Source organism: Lentzea xerophila, assembly GCF_051094245.1.
Classification (GTDB): Bacteria; Actinomycetota; Actinomycetes; order Mycobacteriales; family Pseudonocardiaceae; genus Lentzea; species Lentzea xerophila.
This window is the reverse complement of sequence record NZ_CP194934.1, coordinates 5,918,934-5,941,148: the sequence shown is the minus strand read 5'-3', so window position 1 is coordinate 5,941,148 and position 22,215 is coordinate 5,918,934. Positions and strand designations below refer to the sequence as shown.

Genomic DNA, 22,215 nt, shown 5'->3' with positions numbered 1-22,215 from the left:
TCACCAGCGGTATGGGGGAGAGAGCGTTGCGAATGGTGCCGACAGAACTCGGAACGGAGGACATCACTTCGTCCGAGCGGCGGGTGTTCGAAGCCTTCGCGGCGAGTGGGCTCGCTGGTGTCGCCCTCCATTCGCTGAACCTGCCGGACCATGGCTACAAGCTCACGGCCGAGCTCGACTTCGTGCTCTTGCTCGATGACATTGTCCTCGCGGTCGAGGTCAAGGGTGGTCAGGTCTCCTGTCGCGATGGTCTCTGGACCTACAGCGACCGTTCCGGTCATCACCGGACCTCGCGTGAGGGGCCGTTCAAGCAGGCGCAGACTGCCATGTACGCCCTCCGCGACCGCCTGAGGCAGCGGCATGGGCAGGTGATCGATGACGTTGCCTTTGGCTTCGTCGTGATCACCCCGGACGTGAACCTCGCAAGCAGCTTCGAATGGGACGAGGAGACGTACTGCGGACGTGGGGCGTTCAACCGGGGTGTCGCCAAGGCTGTGGATCGCGCTCGGGCCTATTGGCTCGGCAAGCAGACCGGCAGGCTCCCGATCGGCAAAGACCTCCACAGCAAGCTGCTCCAGGACCTGCGCCCCTCCTTTGATCGTTCGCCGTTGCTCGATGCCCGCGCCAGCATGCTCGACGCGGTCATGCTGCGCCTCACCGACGAGCAATTTTCTCGCTTGGATCTGATCAGCGAGGAACCGCGGGTGATCTGCAACGGTGGTGCCGGCACCGGTAAGACATTCCTCGCCGCTGAAGTCGCTCGTCGTCAGGCTCTGCTCGGGCGTCGGGTGCTCTTCACTTGTCGGAGCGAAGTACTGGCGTCGTACGTCGGCAACATGCTGGCAGGCACACAGGTGGACGTGATGCCGGTGGGCAACCTCTCGATCAACGAGCCGTACGAAGTGTTGGTCATCGACGAGGCCCAAGATCTCATGACCTTCGAGGCGTTGGAAGCGCTGGAGAAGGGCCTCGTCGGCGGCTGGGCCGATGGCCGGTGGGTGATGTTTCTCGACCAGAACCGCCAGGCTCGTCTGTACGGGGATTTCGACCTCGAAGCGCTGCAGTACGTCCAGTCGTTCGGCCCGGTGAAGCCCATACTGCGATTCAACTGTCGCAACACCCGCGAGATCGTTTTCCAGACACGTGCATATACGGGCGCGGATATCGGTGTGTCGGCAGCCGGCACGGGGCCGGAAGTCACCTTTGCGTCGGTCAGGGATCGACAGGCTGAAACCGCCGCGCTTGAGGCGCACATCCGGTCGTTGAAGGAGCACGAAGTGCTCCCTCAACACATCACCATCGTCTCGGTACGAGGCGATTGGGGGACCTCGGCGGCTGCGGATCTGCGGGATGCCCGGCGCGGCCGTATCTCACGGCTCACCCCCGAACTGGCCGCGACCTGGCCGGTGGCACAGATGACCTGGGCCTCTGTCCTTGACATCAAGGGGTTGGAGAACCGGTTTGTGTGCGTGACCGATGTCGACTCAGTCGAGTCGGAAGTGGAGATCGACCTGCTCTACGTAGCCCTGAGCCGACCGCGCGCCGCACTGTGGGTAGCCACGATGCCCGCAGTCAACGATCAGCTGCGCGCCCTCTTCAAGAAAAATCACGCCGGAGCCATGGACGCTTACAAGAAGGCGGCGATATGAATTCGCTGGCGGACACCCGAGACGACTTCGTCGCCTATGTGCGACGGCAACTCGTCGGTCCCTTCGATGGACCGCATGAGATCATCTTCGATCCGCCAAACCGCCGCTACCTGATGGGTATCCTCTTCCCGCGTCAGGCAGCGTTCGAGGGCTATCTCGAGAATGAAGGGGAAGAGCGTGACGAGACCGTCGCAACCGCCTCCGGTGAGGAAAGCCGGTTCAGCGACGACCCTGTATCCGCCGCCAATGACTTTCTACCGGCCTCCCAAGGTCTCTCCTTCTTCACGACCTCATCGACCGTGACGGTGCGGGCGCGAGCCGCCGAGTACGAAACACTCAGCGGTGCTGCAGCGGAAGTGGCGCTCAAGGACGTGGGGGTCATCGCTGGTCCGACGGAGGCGCTGGACGGGGATCCACGCAAGCGAGCGCAGGGAGTCAACCGGATCTGGCGACGTCACCCGCTCGAGGAAGCCGAGGTGGTTGTCGAGGCCCGTTCAGACCCCCAGCCGATCTGGAACGCCAAGGCCGAGGTACACGTCCGTTGGCGAACCTACCCGCACGGGTCGCTGGTCACTGTCACTGTCGTCAACGCACGGACCGCTGACGACGAGCACCCGGAGCGGCATTGGGACGAGATGCTGCTACAGGTCGAACTCGACATCGAGGTTCCGGCCGGTAGCGAGATATTGGAATACCCGAACGTCGGGTTGGCCTCGCACGATCCGGAGCAGGAAGAGCTGCGCCTCATCCACCGGGCGGCAAAGGTCTTCGCCATCGGACATGGCTGCTCGCCAGACTGGAAAGAAGTCGATGGCACAGTTTCGACGGTGCGTTCGGAGGTCATGCCCTCGTACCTCGTGCCCCGCGTCAGCGCAAAGGGCGATCCGTCCCGGGCGCTCGACATCGCATGGCTTGCCGACGACTCGGTTCCTGCCGAGACGTTGGTCGCCGAGCTGAACTCGTTCATCGGTCCCTACGAGAAATGGATCGATGGGGTTGAACAGCAGGCCGCGATGCTCCCGGATCGTTACAAGCGGGCGTCCATAGACGTCATCGAGCGGTTGAAGCGAGCGCACAAGCGGATGCAAACCGGTACCACGGTGTTCGTGAAACACCCCGAGCGCGACAAGATCTTGAGAGCGTTTCGGCTTGCCAACAAGGCCATGTTGATCCAGATGCGTCACGGGCAGAAGGATCTGGCCGGAATTCGCCGTTCCCGTGCAATCGCTCCCGACATGCCGGCGACCTACGAGGCCGGACCGGAGTGGCGGCCCTTCCAACTCGGCTTCTTCCTGACGACCCTTCGCGGACTGGTCGACGAGCATCACGAGGACCGAGATGTCGTCGACCTGATCTGGTTCCCGACCGGTGGTGGCAAGACCGAGGCATACCTGCTGGTTGCTGCCTTCGAGATCTTCCGGCGGCGCTTGATGCTCGGCGAGACCGGTCAGGGCACGGCTGTGCTCAGCCGGTACACGTTGTCACTGTTGACCGCCGACCAGTTCAAGCGCACCGCTTCGACCACCGCGGCGTGTGAGTACCTACGCCGCCGGAATGCCAGCGAACTTGGAGATGAGACGATCTCAGTCGGGCTCTGGGTTGGTGAGGCGACCTCGCCGAATCGCTATCGCGATGCTCGTGAGCGCTTCGAGGAATTGCGTGATGCCGGAGAGACGGACGAGCGATTCTTGCTCGACCGGTGCCCGTGGTGCGGCACAGAGATCGTTCCGCGTGAGTACCACGAAGACGACAGCCTCTACGGGATCACTGCAACGGACTGGTCGTTCGCATTCAACTGCCCGTCTGGCAAGTGCGAGTTCCACACCGGCATCCCTGTGCATGTGGTCGACGACGCGCTCTACGGCACCCCGCCGACTTTCCTCCTCGGTACCGTCGACAAGTTCGCCCAACTGGCATGGGTGCCGGAGTCCGGTCGGTTCTTCGGGCAGGGCAGGGGGCGCCGACCGCCGTCCCTGATCATCCAAGACGAGTTGCACCTGCTGACTGGGCCACTCGGCACGACGGTCGGTCTTTATGAGGCGGCCATCAACCTGTTGTGCGAGTCGGGCGGTCGTCCACCCAAGGTCGTCTCGAGTACCGCGACCATTCGTCGAGCATCAGCGCAGATCAAGGGCCTCTTCGGTCGTTCGGTCGATCTCTTTCCTCCGACCGGAATCGATGCGGACAACTCCTACTTCGCCCGGATCGACGAGGAAGCACCGGGTCGCCTCTACGTCGGCATGATGGCGCAGGGGCACACATCAGACACGGCTGTCGTCCACACGGGCACCGCGCTTCTGCAAGCACCAGTCGATCTCCGCTTGACGGGGGATGCTCAGGACGCCTACTGGACGGTCGTGGCCTACCACAGTTCGCTGCGCGAGCTCGGTCGCACAGTGACCATCGCCCGTGACGACATCCACGCCCGCCTCGGCAGCTTGGTTGTCGGGCGTCCGAAACGTGAGTACGACGTGGAGGAGCTGTCGTCGTCGGTTCCACGAGCTTTGCAGCCACGCCTCCTTGAACGACTAAACCTACCGGTATCAAGCGGATCCGTGATCGACTTCATCGCTACCACCAACATGCTGTCGGTCGGCGTCGATGTGCCGCGTCTGGGCCTGATGCTGGTCAACGGACAACCGAAGGCAACGGCGGAATACATCCAGGCCACCAGCCGCGTCGGCCGTTCGACAGCGCCGGGCCTGGTGTTCGGCCTGTTCCGGTCCACAAAGCCACGGGACCGCTCGCACTACGAGAACTTCCGGGCATACCACTCGGCGCTCTACCGGCACGTCGAGCCGACGAGCGTCACGCCGTACTCCCCGCCGTCCCGCGATCGCGCGCTGCACGCCGCGTTGGTCATTCTTGTGCGCCACCGGATGGGGCTGCAGGCCGACGGCAGCGCTGGAAAGATCCTTGATCGGTTCGGCGAGGTGAAGGCCCTGGCGGACAAGCTGATTGCTGTCGTGGATCGGGTAGAGCCGCGTGAAAGCAAGGGCGCGCGTAAGTATCTCGACTCGTTCATCGACGACTGGATGGAGCGCGCCAAGCGAGCCCACGAGGACAGCAAGCTCCTGTACTACGGGTTCAACGGCAAGGGACAAGTCAACCTCATCAAGCGCTTCAACGCCCGCGGGAACGGTTGGCCGACGCTCGGGTCGATGCGGAACGTCGATCTGGAGTCATTGGTCGAGGTGGCGCGCGGCGGTGGCTCGACCGGACGGGATTCGTGATGCAGCGCAAGATTCGTCAGTCGCAGACTATTGTGCCCTTCGGCGTTGGCGCCATCTTCGATTTCCAGGGTGAGTCGCTGGTTGCATGCGACACCTTCCGCTGGGGCGCACGGGGTGAGAAGATCCAAAGCGAGCGCTTGGCGGCCACCTTGGGTGTCGCCGAGTTCCGTTCAGCGCCCGCAGTCGACAGCAATGCCTGGGCCCCGCCGTCGCGGGGCATTCCCTACGCCAGATTCCCCAGCTGGCTCTTCTGTCAGAAGTGCCGCCGGATGACGCGTTGGAGCCGGAGTCTGGAGCAGGAGGGCAAGGTTTCGACCTGCGCAAACTGTCCTGGTAAGAAGCAGTTGGTCCCGATGCGTTGGATCCAGATCTGCCCTGAGGGGCATATGGACGACATCGACTGGAAAAGGTGGGCACACTCCGGCAATCCCAGTCTCGAGGCCCTCCAGTGTCAGAAGGAGAACCTGTTTTTCGAGACTGTCGGCAAGAAGGGAGCTGGTGGCCTCGACACATTGCAGATCCACTGTCACAGCTGCCACAGCCGCCAGAGCCTGATGGGGATCACCTCCAAGGGTTCGCTCAAAGCGATCAAGGTCGGCTGTAGCGGACGTCAGCCCTGGCAGCGCTGGAGTGAGCGGGTGCATTGCGAGGAGATCCCGCGGGCGGTCCAGCGTGGTGCGAGCAACGTCTACTTTCCGCTGGTGCACTCCTCGATCGAGATCCCCAACCCGTCTCGCGCTGATGTGAACAATGAAACGGCGATGGCTGTCAAAGCCGACGACTTCTTTCGACCGCTCCTCAGCACCAACGAGGACAACCCGATGTTCGACATGATCGTTGACACGCTCGCCCGCGGACATGACGTCTCGCCCGACTTCATCAAGGCACTGGTGCGGGATGAGAAGCAGCGCGAGGCCGGCCGCGCCACTGCTGTCGAGGCCAATCCGGGTGACCTCCTCAGCGAGGAGTGGGCGGCCTTCCTCACCGACACGGACAACTCGGACGACCCTTACTTCCGCACCCGACATGTCGATCTCGTCTCGACGCCCCCGAACGCCGTCACGTCGTTGTTGGCCGATCGTGTGGACAAGGTCGTGGTGGCCGACCGATTACGTGAGGTCAGGGCGCTCGAAGGTTTCCACCGGGTAACACCCGCCGGACGTGACAAGCTGGTGCCCGTCGCCCTCAACCACAAGTCTTCGGTGAACTGGTTGCCGGCGATCGATGTCCGGGGCGAGGGCATCTTCCTCTCCCTCGACGAGGGCCGACTTGCCGTGTGGGAGGAGCAGGATGCGGTCCGCGGTCGGGTCGCTGAGTTGGAACGGCGACTTGACGAGTCCTTTATGGCGCCGAGGCTACGTGAGCGCACCGGACCGATCTTGAGTCCGCGCTATGTGCTGCTCCACACTCTGGCGCATCTCTTGGTGCGGCGGCTGGCGTTCGAATCAGGCTACGCGGCCACCAGCCTCCGCGAGCGCGTCTACGCCCGAAGCAGCGTGGAACCGAGCGGTGCATCCAAGCAGGCAGGCGTCCTGATCTACACCGCCGCAGGCGACTCCGAAGGCACGCTGGGCGGCCTGGTTCGTCAGGGGGAATACCCCCATCTGCAAGGGACGATCATCGAGACTCTGCAAGACGCGATGTGGTGCTCGTCGGACCCGCTTTGCAGCGAGAACCTGGCCTCCACCTTCGCCAGCCTCAACTTCGCCGCCTGTCACGCCTGCACGCTTGTCGCGGAGACCAGTTGTGAAAGCGGCAACTACCTGCTTGACCGGCTGCTGGTCGTTGGCAGCGAGACGATGCCTGGGTACTTCCAGCCTGTCCTGCAAGCTGCCGTGGAGGCCGCCGGGGATGGAGTCAGGGGACTGAGTTGAGGCTGCCGGCATTCGAGGACCTCTCCAAGGAACAGGACCTCATCTACAACCTCGACCTCGACGGCAATTACCTGGTCTCGGGCCCGCCCGGCACCGGCAAATCCGTGATGGCGCTCTACCGTGCGCAGTGGCTGACCTTCGACGACCGCGAGCCGGCGCTGCTCATGTACAACAAAGTGCTTCAGCAGTACACCGAGCAGGCTGCGGACACGCTTGAGGTCGCCGGACTCGTTCGGACCTTCCATAGCTGGATCTGGCGCTTCTGGGATGAGCATTTCAAGGCCAAGCCGCCGACCATGGAGGGCAACCCATACGAGCACGACTGGGCGGAGATGACACTCCAGTTCTTCGCCAACCCGCCTGATCTCGGCACGCTGAGTGACCTCCTGGTCGACGAAGGCCAAGACCTGCCGCTCGGCTTCTACCGTCTCGCACGGTTCTTCGCCAAGAACATCACCGTGTTCGCGGATGAGAACCAACAGCTCATGGATCACAACACGACGCTTAAGGAGATCGCCGCCGCCATCAAGGCGACCGAGCAGGTCGAGCTTCGGCGCAACTACCGGAACACGGCCGAGATCGCGGCGGTCGCGGCCAAGTACTACGCCGGGGCCCCCACAGGCATCCCTGAGCCTCCGACTCGACATGGCGAGCAGCCCACGCTGCGTCACTACGACAGCGATGTGCAGTTGGCCGACTACATTGCTCGGTACGTGAGGGCGCGCACCAACCTGACCATCGGCATCGCCTGTGCCAGCGGGTGGCTGCAGAAGCGATTGCTCAAGTTGCTTGAGGAGCGGCGTCTCCCGGTGCCCGTGCAGGCCTACTTCTCCTCCGACAAGAAGCGCTACGGACGCCTCGACTTCGACGCACCGACCGTCATGATCGTCAACTACAAGTCTCTGAAGGGGTTGGAGTTCGACACACTGTTCGTGCCTGAGCTCCAGCAGGTGTCGGCTGACCCGACGTCGGCGGCAACGAGGATGATGTTCTACGTGGTGATGTCGAGAGCCCGGAACGAGCTTCACATCTCGTACAGCGGTGTCGGTGGCCCGCCCGCGATTCTCAACGATGTGAAAGGCCTGGTGCGAGAACTGTGAGCGAGGACGGCCAGCTGCACTTGGAGGGCCTGGGAATCGAAGAGGGCAAGCCCGTCGTTCCCGAGGGGGCTGCAGAGCCGGATCTGGCTGACAATGCTTCCGCCGCCGAGCCGGAGGCGGAGGCTAGCGGCGAGGTTGTGGCCGATGCCGAGCTGGAGCTTGTCGACGATGACGCCGTTGGTGCGGCGACCGAGATTCCGATCAAGCCGGCAGCAGTTGAAGCCGCCGACGATGTGGCGGCCGGAGCGAGCGCCCGCACGGCCGAGGAGCCTGTGGAAACCGAGACGGCTCAGGCCGTGACGTCCGCTGCTGTGGATGCGCCGACGGCTCTCTACTTTCTGACGAACCGCATGAATCTGAACGGTGTCCTGAGCTCGCGGCTGGTCGCACCGCGCGAATCGTTTGGCAAGTACTACGCCGATCTGCTGGACCGTTGCCCCGGCTGGGTGCCGTTGCTGACGCAGCCGCCGGACCAGGACCTGATTGATGCCGTGCTCGCTGAGCGCGGCGCGGGTGCACCGGTGATCATCGAGTTCCCGCTGAGCGTGGCCGGTAAGCAACCGCTCGACGTCCCTGCTGTGTACGTGCCAGCCGTTGCTCTAGCGGAGGCGATCGCGATCCACTTCCGTGAGGAGCGAGATCTCCGCGAGCACGCTGCACGCGGTTACAGCAACGTGCATCCGCACGATGACCTCCTCAAGGTCACCCCTGCGCTGTTCGCCGGTGCATCGAGCGCCGGAACCACCATCGTGGCACCGTCCGAGGCAGCATCGATCGACTGGCAACGCATCGATCGGATTCGCGGAGCCGTCAACGCGGCTGTGGCAGCTGCCGGCAGCGGCGAGCAGTTGGCGGTGGCGGCAGCGTTTCTCGGAGCGGTGAAGTTCCCGGCGACCGTGACCCTGCCGGGCTGGATCAGCTGGCTCGAGCTCGACGATCACAGCGCACCCGATGATCGGATCGGGCCGGATCATGTTGGATTCCGCGCGATGTATGACGCACTGGGCAAGCGCGATGCTGCCGAGGCGTGGAGTCCGAACGCCATCCTCGATGAGGTTGACGCCGGCATCCAGACCTATGGTTTACCTGCCGACCTTCTTGAAACCGTGGATCGGAACCTTAAGCGAGTGCGGTCGATCGTCAACGTCGAAGTCGACTTCGAGCCGTTCCGTTCGAATGCACGAGCCTTGGTCAGCGCCAAGTCACTGCTCTTGGTTCTCATGCGGCCGGACCTCGGAGAGCTCCTCGCGTGGCCACAACAAGAGACTGGCGCTGATGACATCACCCGTGTCACCGCCGCGGTTCTTGCCGGCAGGCTCCGAGGGCTGTCGCGTGAGGCGATCCACTTGCGTACCGTCGCCTTGGACGACCTGACCGCGGCCTGGGCGGTCCGGGTCGCTCACGGGAAGGCTGTGGCTTTGAGCGGCGTGCAGTTCACGGCGAACACCCGCGGAACGGCCCTCAAGGTGGATGGTGTTGAGCTTGAGGCTCGTGAGCCACTCATGCAGGACGCGGTGGCGAAGTACCGCAAGATCGCCGAGGCCAAGCGTGAAGCTGCGCGCATCAAGGTATGTCGTGCGATGGGTTGGCCGGTCGAGCACCGCATTGAGGTGCCGGAGGGCGCCGCCGTGACGTCGGACCAGACAGGGATCATTGTCTCGACACCAAGCGAGGTCTCGATAGTCGCGAGTGTCGTGGAGGAGCCTTTCGTGCAGCAGCTGGCTGCGCTGTCGGGTGATGCTCGACGCCGGGCACTGAGCGCGCTCGACGTGCGCAGACGTTAGGCAACATCGGGGTCAGGGCTGCGGCATCTGCGAGAACCTTGTGCTTGTCAACAACTGAAGCCTGGGGAAGCTGAACGTCGCCAGTGGACATCGCACGACATCGCAGCGCGACTGATGATTCACGGCGAGAGGTGCGTGCCGAGGCCGATCCATCCTTCGTTGTGAGCTCGTGCGGCCGGAGTCTCAAGGAACAGTTCGGATATGTTGGAGTGGCTAGTCTTGGTCGGAGCGGCGGCAGGGTCGTCGATCTGAGGCGCGCGAGCCATGAACTGCAAGCTAGACCTCATCTACCGACTGCATCAGGCGTTTGCCAAGGTTGACCAGTACGTCCCAGCGAGACATGAACCTGTCGTCGGGGAACAACGGTCGCTGTTGGCCAACGACCGAGTTGATCTCGAGATGGCGCCCTGGCAGAGTGCCTGTGTGCCTGCCCCTTTTACTCGTGACCTCTGCGGATACCGTGGTGACAGCGGAAACCCCAATACGTCCGACAACGGTGACCCGTTGTCGATCCGGTTGGGGCGCGAGCTGTTCGGTCAGTTGGGCGTGCCACAGGATCAAGTCGGGCCGAATGACCAAGGTGCCGAGCTGGAGAACGCCGTCGTGCGGCACCTCAAGAGTGTGCGCCCGGACCTGAAGATCGAGCGGTCGAGGTCGGCCGTGAACTTCGCGCAGTACGCACATCTTGACGTGTTCCAGAGCTTCCTCAAGTCGTATGCAGGCTCACAGAAGGCCTTGAGCAGCCTTGCTCAGGCAATCGGACAGGTGCCCAGCGGTCGGGAGCGGCAGCGTCTTGTCCATACCTTCGACAAGCTAGCCAGGAGCATGGCCGATGACGCGGTCACCATCGAGAAGCTGAAGCGGGAGATGCCGGAAGAGTCGTTGCTCAAGATCGACATCTCGGTAGCTGTACCGCAGGACGACGGGACGGAGGAACTTGCGATCGCCCTCTCGGCGAAGTGGTCCCTGCGCACTGACCGCGCCCAGGACTGCGTCTCACAGGGCGGCAAGCTCGTGGCTCAACGACGCGGCAAGATGCCGCACTTCGCTGTCGTGACCATCGAACCGCGGCCGTCGATGTTGAGGATCCTCGCCGACGGATCGGGTGCCGTGGACTGGGTCTACCACCTCGATCTGCCTGCCCTCGAAGCTGCGATCAACGCAGAGTCCGAGCGGACGAGGAACCCGGAGAGCTGGTCGCCGAGGAGGACCTTCGATCGCCTCATGGCGCAGCGGAGGTTGAAGGACTTCGACGAGCTGGTGCGTCAGGTGGAGGGATTGCCCGCCGTCGGCGGTTGATGTCACACCGACATGGCAATGTCGGATCGCCTGGTGCAACTTGTCCGGAGATGTGGTGGAGCGGCTGTTGTTGTCCGTCGTGCAGCTCGGGCGGTTTGATGCAAAGCCGACCTGACGATCTAAGGCACTTCGCAGTTGATCGAGCGACCACGCCGTAGCCGGATGATCAGCATTGCCTGCCCGCCGATGATCAGGCACTGGGAGTGCGTGGAAACATCAACTCGGACACTCGCTTGAGAGCTTCGGCGGTGTGTGCGTCCTGCTCTTCTTTCGGCAGCCTGACGAAGGCCAGCTCCGACGTGCATCGGTCGCGCAGGTCGTCTCGGTCGAACCAGCGGACGGGGTGGCGGGGATCGGTAGTGTCGTAGATGCCTTGCCCGTATGCCTCCATGATGACGAGGTCGTATCGCCGGTGGTCGTGGCTGTCGTCGGGTGGCAGGAGTTCGCCCGCCATGCGGTTCATCCACTCCTCCCTGATCGCCCTCTCGTCGTCAGGATCGTCCACGTCGGGGTCGTAGCCGAACACGTCTTCGGCGTTTCGCAGTCCGGGGAACGTGTCGTGGATGTCGCTGAGCTGAGGCGGTTCGGTGTTCTGGATGACGATCCATAGGGCGTACTCGTCGGCGAGGCATTGCGGGCGGGGGACACGCCCTTCCCCGAGCTCGCTGCCGATCCGCATGATGCGTTCACCCATGCGTACCAGCCAGTGGTTGTTGACCTGTGTGAGTGCCAGCTCGGGCAGGTCGCACAGCAGGTCGACGTCACGGATGGTGGCTTCGCCTTTGAGATAGGCGGCGAACTCGTAGCCGAACGAGTTGTCCAGGTGCAGCTTGCCGTCCTGAGTGGGCGCGAAGTCGGAGAAATTGACGGTGGTCGAGAGCGCCATTGCGTCGGCAGGGGTGAGCGGGTCACCGGTGAACGAGCTGTTGAGCAGGCGTACGACGTCGACGGTTTGCTTGTCGACGACGGTTGTCTCCTCGTTCTGGCCCGGCTCCGCGTCAGCTGCGGATTCGGCGCCGGCCAACCGCCGCAGTGCCGAGACGCTGAGTTTCAGCGCACGTGCGAACCCTTGCAGGTTGTCTGTCCGGAACCCGTCTAGCGCGCCGGTATCGCCGGCTGTGTTCTCGAAGCGTCGCCAGGTGGCCAGCGACACGTCAGCACGCCGCGCTGCCTCCTGCTGGGTGAGATTCAGCTCGCGGCGACGCCGCTTGACCGCGTTGTTTGCCGTCCCGTCGGCCATGGCCCCTCCGATGAGTGCTCGATGAGTGCTCTCCATATTAGCACTCATCGAGCACTCATAGCTGCCGGTATCTTGGTGTGGCATTTGAAGTGAGGACGGCGTGATGTCGGACGTTGGCGATGGGTTTTGGAAATGCCGGTATGGGCGAACGGCTGCACGAAGAGTCGCGCTGCGACTGCCGCCCGACCTCGCGACACTGCAGTCATGCGCCGCTGGGAGCAGCTGAACGACCGTCAACTCGCGGTCCTACGGCGCATCGGATCAGGGGAAGGCATTGGTGCCTCTTTCATGGGCGGTGCGTTCAAGGTGTCTGCCGGTGCTCTACGGGACCGAGGCTTGATCGCCATCTCGAGGCGCGGAGGGCAGTGGAAGGCGTCTCTCACTGAAGCGGGTCGGTTCTACCTTGCCCACGGATGTCACCCCGATCATCCGTCCGCGCCGACGACGGCCTCGGCGGGAGGCGCGCGAGATGCTCCGAGACGGCGCGCCACTGTGGACGATCACCGAGGTGTCCCTGTGGTTCCGATCAATGTTCGCTCCGGGCGACAGCCGAGAGCCGACACGAAGGTCACAACCGCGCGGCGAGCCGCGGCCTCCGATCTCGTAGCCGAACTGGTGTCCAGTCGCCTCATGCGGATCGCCCAGCCTGATGAGGACGCTGTGGGTGAGTGGCGCCGCGTCGTCGACTTCGCGAAGCGGCACAAGCTGCTCCCTGCCGGCACCCGCATCGAGAAGCAGCGCATGTACAACGGTGATCTCGTGCTCCGGTTGCTCGACGGTGTGCACGCGAACTCCCGCAGGGATACGCCGGGAGGGTTGCGGCCGGTGGTGGTTCCGGCCGAGCTTCGTTCGCTGCATCCGGTCGTGGCCGCCTTGCGGGATGACGATCGACGATTGGTGATGTCGGAGTCCCAACGTCGACGGTGCCTGCTGGTTCTTCACGGACTGACGAGCGAGGCGGTGTCCCGGGGCTATGTCATCCACGCTCATTCCGTGCACAGAAGCCAGTATCGCGAGTTCTACGACTGGAAAACCGGGAGACACTACGACGGATATTCACGACGCGAAGGAAAACTGACGGTCGTCGTCAAAGGCTTCGAGTTCACCATCACGATCGACGAGGCGAGTCCGATGGCCGAGGACCTTGCCAGGAGCAACCGGCTCTACATCGAGGTCATCGGGGAGCATCAGTATGCATGTCAGCATCGGTGGACTGACGGCAAGCGAGCCAGCGTCGAAGGCAAGCTTGCTGCGGTGCTGCGCGAGATTGAGAACAGAGCGGCTGGAGCCGAGCGCCGTCGCCTGGAGATGGAACGTGAGGCGGTCGACCGGCAGGCACTCTGGAACCTGGCGATGGAGCAAGCCAGAGTGCGGGCCGTCCGAGCCCACTACGCCAAGACTCTTCTGGCCCAGGCGAACGACTGGTATACCGCTCGCCGACTTCGCGCATACTGCGATGCCCTTGAGGAAGAACTGGATCACGGCGCATACGACGACACATACACCCAGAGTGCGCGGAAGTGGCTTCAGTGGGCACGCGACTACGCCGAGAACCTGGACCCGCTCAACCTCCTGCCGGTCATGCCCGACCTGCCGGATTTCAAGCCTGATGAGCTGAAGCAGTACCTCGATGACTGGGATGCATGAGGGCCACGATGGAGCTTCATCGCCGGGTCACCGCCCTGGCGGCTCGAAACTTGGTGCTCAGGGCGCAAGACCCGGCGGATGCTGACTCTGCTGATCACGCTGTCAAATGGCGCTGTGGGCGACGCGGCGTGGCTCGTGCGAACGGAGTTCGCGGCAGCTGTCGTCCTTGTTCGTCGATGAACCACTGCTGATCTACGGGCAGTTGCACTGATTGGCCCCTGCAGGCTCGGTGCTGCCCGATGACGGCACTGGACGGACGCAAGATCCTCATCACCGGCGCCTCCGCCGGTATCGGCGCGGCGATCACACGCGCGGCCACCTCCGGCCGCGCACGCGGCTGCCGAACGGCTTGTTCGGTTGACGTCACTTGTGACTGTGACAGCGGACAGCCATCACCAGAGCACCGGCACCCTCGAGTGACAAGATCAAGTACTCCCGTCGTGGTTTCGAGACCACACCGTCGTCCGGCCGCCGCGGAGCTACCGCTACCTGGCGAAGGGCGATGCCGCTCCACAGGAACTCGTCAAGTTGTACGGATAAGCGGTCTTCAAGATCAAGCGTGACCTTCAAGGTTGCTCAAGATACTTGGCAATGTAGGCAGCACTTCGTTGTGCATGGACTCCTGTTCGCGCCCTTCGCCGTTCGGCGCGATGGCGGCTGCGAGGGGGCGGAGCGCGGTGGGGCCTTCGGCTGCCAGCGCGGTGGCCCTGGCACGCCCCCGCTGCAACTCAGAAGTCGTCTGCCTGCGGTATGGCCCAGCCTGCCAGGATTCGACGTCCATGCAGACGGGTTCTACGTGGCGGTCGAGACGGACAGTGAGGTTGTTGATGATGCCGATGCCGTCCGCGTCGAGGTCGCACCACGCTGCGATCGGCACCTTGGCGAAGCCGGAGAGGAAGGCGACGAGCGGGCGGCTGGCGTAGCCCTTGCCCCACACGCACAACCACCGGTTGTACACATTGGTCTGCAGGCAAACCTCCTCGAAGGTGTCCTTGTTCTCGATCACGAGAACTCCTCGTACGGCAGCCGTGTCGACAGTGCCGAGGAGTGCGAGGCCGCCCGCAGGCAAGCCGATCCACGGCTGGCTCGTGTGAGCGTCCGCGACCACGCTGCCGACGTGCCAGAGCAACGGGCCGCGCATCAGGATTTCGACGTCGTTGACCTTCACCGCATCCGTGAAGGACATGTTGACGATGTTGGCGAACGCCGCCTCCCGTTCAGGGGTCCATCGTTTCGAGCCCCTGAACGCGTGGCTGGCGACGTGCTTGGCGGTGAGCTCGGCGTTGGCGCCGTCGTGCAGATACCAGTAACAGGCAGCACGGATGGCGTCTTCGTACACGGACCACACCGTCGTGCCCGAGCGAGAGCCAGCAGGCACGCGCAGAGGTGTTCCGCGCTCAACAGCCTCGAGCCGGAGGCGTTCGTCTGCCAGGTCCGCAACGTTCGCCGTGAGGTCGTGCAGTTCGGCCCGTGCCGTGTCGGGATCGGGCCTCCCCCTGAGCTCGTTGAGGTGGTCCAGGCGAGCCGCCTGCCACCCCTCGGTGAGCCGGAGGTGCTGAGGCCTGTAGTCGAACCCGTCGACGGCACAGCGCACGACAGCGACTCCGCTTCGCACCAGTTCCATCGTGGCTTCCCAGGCCTGGTCGCCGAACTGGCTGACGACGCCTGACCATCTGCGCTCGACGTTGGTGTCGAGCACCCAGATGAGGTCGCGTTTGGTGAGGGTAGCCGGAAGCGCGAAGGAGGACGACTGAGCGTCCGGGAGCAGATCGACCCTGCGCACCTTGGGCCGCCCCTTGTTGTCGCGCGGTACCCGGTCCACCGGAGCGCCGAGCTCGAGTTCGTCATCGGCACGACGTTTCGGCACGGTGAAAGCCTTGACGCCGGGAGGCAGATCGGACAACGGGACTTCGATCCGTCCAGCGCTTTCGCCGAAGAGGAACTCCGGTGGGCGGTTGTTCACTTGTCAGGCTCCTCGGCGATACCGGCCAGCGGTGAGGTGGTCGGCGGTCAACTCGACCTGCTCGGAGTCCTGGTTGAAGCCCCAGACCCGAGTGGGGCGGTTGTAGGCCTCCGCCTCGCTCGTGTGGGCGAACCACAACAGTTCGCCGCAGACGTCCGCGGCATCGACCAGCACGCTGTCCTGGCACGTGCCGAGAATCGTGACTTGGGTGTCCTCGGCGACGCGTTTGAGCGCTCCGAGGACATCCTTGCGGTTGATCTCACCGAGGCTATTGCCGAGCTCGTCGAGAACGAGCACCCGGCCGTGGGTCTCGGCGTCCGCAAGCACCGCGGCGAGGACGAGTTGCACCGCGTGGACCTTGACCTGTGCTCCATTGGCGACCTCCCGATAGGAGACCAGGCTGCCGCTGCGTGAGCGCTTCCATCGCGGCGTGACCTCCCAGACCCATTCAGCGGCGCCCTGGGGAGGCGTAGCCGAGATGTGGAGGTCGGCGCCGCTGCCACCGCGTTGCTGGTCCAACTCGTCGAACCGCTTGCCCACCCGGCCGAGGATGCCCTCGATGTGTTGCGCGATCATGCCCTGCATGACGTCGAGGCGAGACTCTCCGTCCTCGAGTTCTTGCTCGAGTCCTTCATGGACGCGTGCGTGCTCACTGCGTTGTTCTTCGATACGCGTTCTCGTGACCCGGTCTTGGCCTGCCAGTGATTCGAGTCTCCGGCGCAGTGGCTCCGCGGCGGCCGGAAGCTCTGTGGTGGGCGCGCGCTCGCCTGATCCGGCGGCGAGTTGCCTGCGCAGCCGGACGCATTCACTGATCTCGGTGGGCAAGTTCTCGTCGCTCTCGTTGATACCGAACAACCGCATGGCGTCCGCGAGGCGATCGGTGGCTTTGACCCGAACCGCGCCGAGGTCACGGCTGGGCAGTTCGTCGATGTCGTTCTCGTATCGGTGCAGGGCGTCCGCAGCGAGTTGGCGCCACGCCTCGACGTCGAGCTTGACGCGTTCCTGTTCGCGTGCTCGGACCTTGTCGCGCTTGTCCCGCTCATCACTTCGCAGGGTTCTGAGGTCGGCTTCGAGGAGGGAGACCTGGTGACTGTGACCGACCAGTGCCCCGTTTGCCGTTTCCCACGCTGCCTGCTGGGCGGTCTCCTCTTCGGACGCCTTGTTGATCGCGCCGTCGAGTTTGCCGATCTGCTGGGACAGTCGCGACTCTTCCTCATTCACGACGAGCAACCGCTCGGCCGCGAGAGCACTTCTGTGACTGGCGGACGCGATCAGGAGCGCTGCCTCGGCCAGCTGAAGTCCGATGGTGGCTTGACGTTCGTTTTCAACTGCGTCCTCAACATTCTTGCCGAGGCGTGCCAGCAGTGCTTCCCGTCCGGCTATCGGGTCCGGGAAGCCGCCGGTGATCGTGTGACCCAGCGATTCGTCGTGAACGCGGTCCGGAGCACTGTGATGTTCGAGACGGACCTCAAGCGCACGAAGGAAACGCGTGATCGGCAGGCGACATCGGACGCCGTCCGGGAACGCGCCGCTCTCGTCCTCACCATCGGTGGTGATGACCCCCGCCCCAGGGTGTTCGGCGAGGGCTGCGAGTGCGGCAGGTGCCTGATCGAGGTCGACGATGACTGCGTCCTGATAGGGCAGTAGCCGTGGTTCCCATGAAGGACGCGCGGATTCGTCGAGCTCCACCACGTCGAAGAGCGCGGAAGCGCCTTTGATCTCATTTTCCGCCAACGAGTCCAGGAGGACTCCGGCCGTTCCGCCACGACCTTCTCTCGCAAGGACAAGCGCGTTCTCCTCCTCCGTGATCGCTGCGCGCGTGTTATCCCGGAGGAGCTCTGCCTTGTTCCTCTCCCCGAGCGACTGTGCTTGAACAGCAGCAGTTTCGGTCGAAGGCTGGCCGGCCCACCCTGCTGACTCCTTGAGGAGCTTGTTCCTCTCTTCAACGAGAGTGCGGTGATTGGAGTTGATCTCAGCACGCTGAATCTGGAGACCGCGAGTCTTGCTTTGCGCCTTCTGCCAATCCTCTTTGGCTCGACGCTCGGCCCCTGCGAAGTCTGTGGCGGCTTGCAGTCCCTCTAGCACCGCTTCGGCCTCAGCGACGAGCAGAGCCGCTGCCGTGTGCTTCCTGGCGAGGTCCTCGATGTCTTCAGCCGCCAGCACATCATCCGCCAGCGCCTTGCGGTATTTCGCGACGACGTACACGTCCCAGTGATCGTCCGCCTCGGCGAGCGCGGCCCGCGCGGCATCTCTGTCGTCAATTGCCTTCAGCGTTACCTCATACTCACGTTCACGCTCCGCTGCCCGCGCGAGTGAGTCGTCACGGGTGCGACGCTGCACCAGTACGTCGCCGCGCAGAACGCGTTCGGCGTCGAGGTGCCCCTTCGACCCCGAAAGCGCGATCAGCGACTCGCCGATGTCTTTCGGCTCCATCTCGGTCATCTGCTGGCTCAGCAGCGAGGGAACCGGTGGTCGCAGCGGAGTGTCTAGGTAGGTAAGGCATCGGGGCGCGTCACCGTAGAGCTTGTCCGCCATGCGGCGGGCCGAGAGCGTGCCGTTGTGCCGCACGGCCTGCCAGATCACGTCGGCCTGCAGGTCTCGTTCATCAAGATCTTCGTGGTCGGCGAGATGCACGCCCTCGGCCCACCTGGCCTCCATCCACGGCTCGGAGGTGGTGAGGTGAACCCACACGGTCACAGCCGTGTCGACGGCGTGCGCGTCATCCGCGAAGACTCCGACGATGTATCCACTTCGTGCGGGGCTTGCCTGATGGCCACTGACGCCCGCCGAGTCCGGGCGGAAGAGCACACCTGTCGCGGCTTTTCCGCCCTTGGTGTCAAATCTCCACTGAGGATCGCCGAGCAGGATGGAGACGGCGGCGAGGAAACTGGTCTTTCCGGAACCATTGGAGTCGCCCCGAGGTCCCTCACCGGACACAGCAACGAACGTGCCCGGCACCACGGGGACGGGATGTGTGGTCAGCCGGGCCACGTCGAAGGTCTGCACCGCTATCAGGTGGCGAGAGCCGATGATGCCGCGGTTGCTGGTCCTGGGCACGTACAGGTTGGTCATGCTCGCGTGTTCTCTCCGGATCGTGGACCAACGGTGCGCTGCCTGCGGATCGTCAGCGCCAGATCGCCGTGCGGTTCGGCGAGGAGGATCATTTCCTCGAACAGGATGGTGGTCGCCTGTGGGGTCAGCCGGAGCACCTGAGGTCCGAGGACAACGCCTCCGGTGGCTGACTTGATCAGACCGAGGGAGCGAAGCTCTCGCAGCGCGTCCTCGACGGTGCTCTGGCGCTTGATCTGACCGGTCTTCAACAGCGCGGGTGGCACCGGATCTCCCTGTGTCCACGGCGCTTCCGCCGACAGACGTCCCTCTGCTCGCGGAATGGCGACCGACAGCAGCAGCACCATGGCCAGTACCGCACGGAGGTCAGGAGGCAGGATGCCGGTGCAATTGTCCGCCAGCTGGTCGCGGATGGTGTCGTCGTAACCGGTGAGGTAGCCGGCGTCGGTCTTCACCAGCACGCGACCGGCCTCGGCGAGCACCTGCTCCACGACGTGCAGCAGTGCTGGTTCCATCAGCGCGCGAAACTCGCGGCCGGGGACTGGTAGTTCGGCTGTCTCCACGGCGGTGACCGCAGCCAGCACGTCGTGCTGACGGGCGGCCGGTAGCGTGTCGAGCAGGCGTTCAGTCATCGATCTGACTTCCTCTGGCCGGCAGTTGCGAGTGCTCACGGCGCAGGCGATCAAGGTCGGCTTCCGGCCACACTGCCACCATCGGGCCAAGCCTGATGGCTCCGTCATAGAGGTCGGGTGCCAGGTATCCCCACTTGCGAAGCCGGTTGACCGCGTGTGTGACGTTCTGGATGCCAAGTGGCGCAGCGGTTTGCCGCAGCACCGCGAGTGAAGTGGGGAGGCCGGGGAAGACCGGTGAGTCCGGATCTGGCCAGCAGCAGCTCAGACAGGCCGCGAGCACCACGACAGTAGCCTCGCCCGCCCGGCAGGGGCTCCCGGCGTCGCCGGGAGTCAGCGGGCTCTCGTGTGCCCATCCCGATATCAGTTCGGTTTCCGAATGCGGGCCGTGCAGCTCGATCAATGTGCGTCCGGCACGCGCTGCGGCGGCTCGGAGGGCAGTGACCTCTGTGTCGTCGTGCGGGGCGCGTATGGTTCGCCAGACCCTCAGCTGGGCCAGCCTGAAAGCGTCAGTCATGGTGACGCCCATCCACGATGGTCAAGTGAATCGGGGTGACATAGCTGACCGACCCGGTGACGTGCACCCGCAGCTCGTCGGACAGCCGGACGGTGAACCCGAGCTCTCGGTCACCTGAGGCGGCCAGCAGATCGGTGATCATACGGATCGCGTCGGGCCAGGCCGAGTTCTCGATCTCGGCGGTGAGATCGACTTCGGCGTTGCCACGCAACCGCAACCGCAACACGGCCTGACGGCGTTCACGAAGATCCGAACGTCGTTGTCGGGCGTCACGGACAGGATCGTGGTCTGGCGGCAGCTCGGGTGACCGAGGCGCGCGCTGACGTGGTTCAGGCGGACGGTACTTGGCGATGGTCGAGAGAATCTCGTCCGGCGTGATCAACACGGACGCCGGGTCGAAGACCATGCGCGCGAACACGCCGCTCAGGTCGTCGGCCGACGTGCGCAGGGCGGCGGTGCGGTACTGCTCCGGCAGCAGCATGGAGAAGTCCCGCACGGCGGTGACGGCTCGCAGCAGACGGTCGACCAGGTCGCTCACTGCGGCCGAATAGCGCAGCGCCTGGGCGATCAGCTTCGAGCCCGTGGGGCTGAGCTCGGGAAACCTGGTCTCGACGACCTGCACGAGTGCCTTGGCCTCGGGCAGCATCCGATCCGCGCCGCGCCGATTGCGCCGTTCGTGCAGTAGTTCCTCAACCGGCCGGTCGCGGAGCTGGATGAGTTCACCCGTGCTGATGGACAGCGCACGCCGCAAGGTGGTCAGCCGGGTCAGCACGTCGTCGTGCACCAGCACCCCGTCGAGGATGTCCCGCCTGGTCTGGTCAAGGAGGAACAGGATTTCCTGGATTCCCGTGCCAAGCCGCAGCTTGTCGAACACGAGCAAGGCCGCGACACCAGTGGTGTTGAAGTGCAGCCGGCGGTGGTAGTCGCGTCCTTGTGGTGGCTGGAGCAGGTGTAGCTGCTTGAAGACCGAAATGCGGCTGTCGAACGTACCGGGACCGACGTCCTGACAGGCTGCTCTCAGCTGCTCCACGGTGAGTCCTTCACCGGTCACATCGAGGTCGCCGTAGGCCTCGTAGACGGCATGTGCCCATCTCAGCATCGCGGGGTCGTCGATGACGGCGCCGGCGTTGTTCGCCACCGGGGCCATGAAAGCGCGAAGCCGTTCGAGGTAGGCCTCCTCGGACTCCTCGTAGTCTCCATCTTCTGAGAACAGATTCGGCTCTGTCACGGAATCAGCGCCGTGTGGTGCGGCGGCTCAGGAACAGCACAGCCTGGGTTCTTCTGGATCGCCTCACGCCGATTCCTCGGATGGCTGGTCGCTGATTCGCCTGGCGCGCGTACGTGGCGAGTCGGGACGGTGGTTGCCTGCGGTGGGCTGGGAGTTCGGTACGACCGGGGTCGGGATGTCATGCCGTCGAGCAAGGTCCGATGGTTTTGGTGCATCCGGGTTCCTGAACGTTGTCATCGCGGCGGCTGTGGTGGTGATGACGGCCTGAACCCGCTGCCTCTTGTTCGTCCGATCCTGATCACTGATCAGGATCGGAACAGTATCAGCAGAGGGTGTCGGAATTTGTGGTCAAAAAGTGGACAATCCATTCCCATTGGAATCGAAATTGGATGGTCCTGTCGTCAGAGTCCTGAGAGCGTGCACTCCATGGCGTAGATGAATCCCTCCGCCAAACCCGCCGGCCAGCTGATCTTCCAGGCCCTGGCACGGCTCCGCTTGATCCTGGCCGCCAACGGTCAGCCACCAGGGAGTACTCAGCCGCCGCTCCAGACCAGGCTGCTGGACCTCCTCGATGTCGACCCACCAGACCCACGATGATCAAATAATCAGCTCGCCCGACCGTCATCCCGAGTTGATCAACCCCTATGTGCGGAATACCGGCTAGCCGATCAGCAAATGGAAGAAGGCGATAGCTGCGGCGGTCGAGGCCACGCCTGTGAGGATGGCCTGCCCGGTGTGGACTCCACTCCACACGCTGAGAAGTCCCGCGCCGAGACCGCAGAGCAGTCCGAGGAGGATGATCATGGTGCTGCGGAGGCTGAGCAGTGGCTTCTGGTTGGTCACGGTTCCGCTCCGGGTGTACTTGGGGCTGTCACAGGATCACTAGGTCCGAGATACCGCTGCATAGCGCCTGATGTCACACGAATGAGTGATCTCGGTCAGGGCTGGGCGGATTCGAGCTGCGCGTTGACCTAAAGGTGATC

14 protein-coding genes are annotated in these 22,215 nt (G+C 63.9%); 7 read left to right on the top strand and 7 right to left on the bottom strand.

All coding sequences use genetic code 11. From position 1 onward, the window contains the following. Nucleotides 1–32 precede the first annotated feature (32 nt). From ACRSBM_RS27935 to ACRSBM_RS27910, 6 genes are all read left to right on the top strand, one after another. Complete coding sequence (locus ACRSBM_RS27935; RefSeq protein ID WP_434453237.1) at nt 33–1,649, top strand: NERD domain-containing protein; 1,617 nt, start codon at nt 33–35, stop codon at nt 1,647–1,649. Continuing rightward, nucleotides 1,646–4,882 (top strand): helicase-related protein, encoded by a 3,237-nt coding sequence (locus tag ACRSBM_RS27930; protein WP_434447608.1) that lies wholly within the window; start codon nt 1,646–1,648, stop codon nt 4,880–4,882. The genes ACRSBM_RS27935 and ACRSBM_RS27930 overlap by 4 nt, the downstream gene beginning before the upstream one ends. Then, a complete protein-coding gene (gene drmB / locus ACRSBM_RS27925; RefSeq protein ID WP_434447606.1) occupies nt 4,882–6,756 on the top strand; it encodes a DrmB family protein in 1,875 nt (624 codons plus the stop codon). The genes ACRSBM_RS27930 and drmB overlap by 1 nt, the downstream gene beginning before the upstream one ends. Next, complete coding sequence (locus ACRSBM_RS27920) at nt 6,753–7,856, top strand: hypothetical protein (RefSeq protein WP_434447605.1); 1,104 nt, start codon at nt 6,753–6,755, stop codon at nt 7,854–7,856. The genes drmB and ACRSBM_RS27920 overlap by 4 nt, the downstream gene beginning before the upstream one ends. Then, nucleotides 7,853–9,640 (top strand): hypothetical protein, encoded by a 1,788-nt coding sequence (locus tag ACRSBM_RS27915; RefSeq protein ID WP_434447603.1) that lies wholly within the window; start codon nt 7,853–7,855, stop codon nt 9,638–9,640. The genes ACRSBM_RS27920 and ACRSBM_RS27915 overlap by 4 nt, the downstream gene beginning before the upstream one ends. A 504-nt stretch (nt 9,641–10,144) precedes the next feature. Next, nucleotides 10,145–10,939, top strand: coding sequence for an NgoMIV family type II restriction endonuclease (locus ACRSBM_RS27910; RefSeq protein WP_434447601.1), 795 nt, complete (start codon nt 10,145–10,147; stop codon nt 10,937–10,939). A gap of 190 nt (nt 10,940–11,129) precedes the next feature. Here ACRSBM_RS27910 and ACRSBM_RS27905 read toward each other — a convergent pair whose 3' ends face one another. Continuing rightward, nucleotides 11,130–12,179, bottom strand: coding sequence for a helix-turn-helix domain-containing protein (locus ACRSBM_RS27905; protein WP_434447599.1), 1,050 nt, complete (start codon nt 12,177–12,179; stop codon nt 11,130–11,132). A 630-nt stretch (nt 12,180–12,809) separates the two neighbouring features. Here ACRSBM_RS27905 and ACRSBM_RS27900 point away from each other — a divergent pair. Next, entirely contained in the window at nt 12,810–13,826 is a 1,017-nt protein-coding gene (locus ACRSBM_RS27900; protein ID WP_434447597.1) for a hypothetical protein, read from the top strand. A gap of 553 nt (nt 13,827–14,379) precedes the next feature. Here ACRSBM_RS27900 and ACRSBM_RS27895 read toward each other — a convergent pair. The 6 genes from ACRSBM_RS27895 to ACRSBM_RS27870 all read right to left on the bottom strand — a co-directional run bounded on the left by ACRSBM_RS27895 (nt 14,380) and on the right by ACRSBM_RS27870 (nt 22,075). Beyond that, complete coding sequence (locus ACRSBM_RS27895) at nt 14,380–15,789, bottom strand: Wadjet anti-phage system protein JetD domain-containing protein (RefSeq protein WP_434447595.1); 1,410 nt, start codon at nt 15,787–15,789, stop codon at nt 14,380–14,382. A gap of 3 nt (nt 15,790–15,792) precedes the next feature. After that, the gene (locus tag ACRSBM_RS27890) at nt 15,793–18,861 is read right to left on the bottom strand and encodes a hypothetical protein (protein ID WP_434447593.1); all 3,069 of its coding nucleotides are present in this window, start codon (nt 18,859–18,861) and stop codon (nt 15,793–15,795) included. Then, on the bottom strand, nt 18,858–19,490 hold the full coding sequence (locus ACRSBM_RS27885) for a hypothetical protein (protein ID WP_434447591.1): 633 nt from the start codon (nt 19,488–19,490) through the stop codon (nt 18,858–18,860). The genes ACRSBM_RS27890 and ACRSBM_RS27885 overlap by 4 nt, the downstream gene beginning before the upstream one ends. After that, nucleotides 19,483–19,890 (bottom strand): hypothetical protein, encoded by a 408-nt coding sequence (locus ACRSBM_RS27880; protein WP_434447589.1) that lies wholly within the window; start codon nt 19,888–19,890, stop codon nt 19,483–19,485. The genes ACRSBM_RS27885 and ACRSBM_RS27880 overlap by 8 nt, the downstream gene beginning before the upstream one ends. A gap of 106 nt (nt 19,891–19,996) precedes the next feature. Then, the gene (locus ACRSBM_RS27875; RefSeq protein WP_434447587.1) at nt 19,997–21,142 is read right to left on the bottom strand and encodes a hypothetical protein; all 1,146 of its coding nucleotides are present in this window, start codon (nt 21,140–21,142) and stop codon (nt 19,997–19,999) included. Nucleotides 21,143–21,892: 750 nt separating this feature from the next. Next, a complete protein-coding gene (locus ACRSBM_RS27870) occupies nt 21,893–22,075 on the bottom strand; it encodes a hypothetical protein (RefSeq protein ID WP_434447585.1) in 183 nt (60 codons plus the stop codon). Between the last annotated feature and the right edge of the window lie 140 nt (nt 22,076–22,215).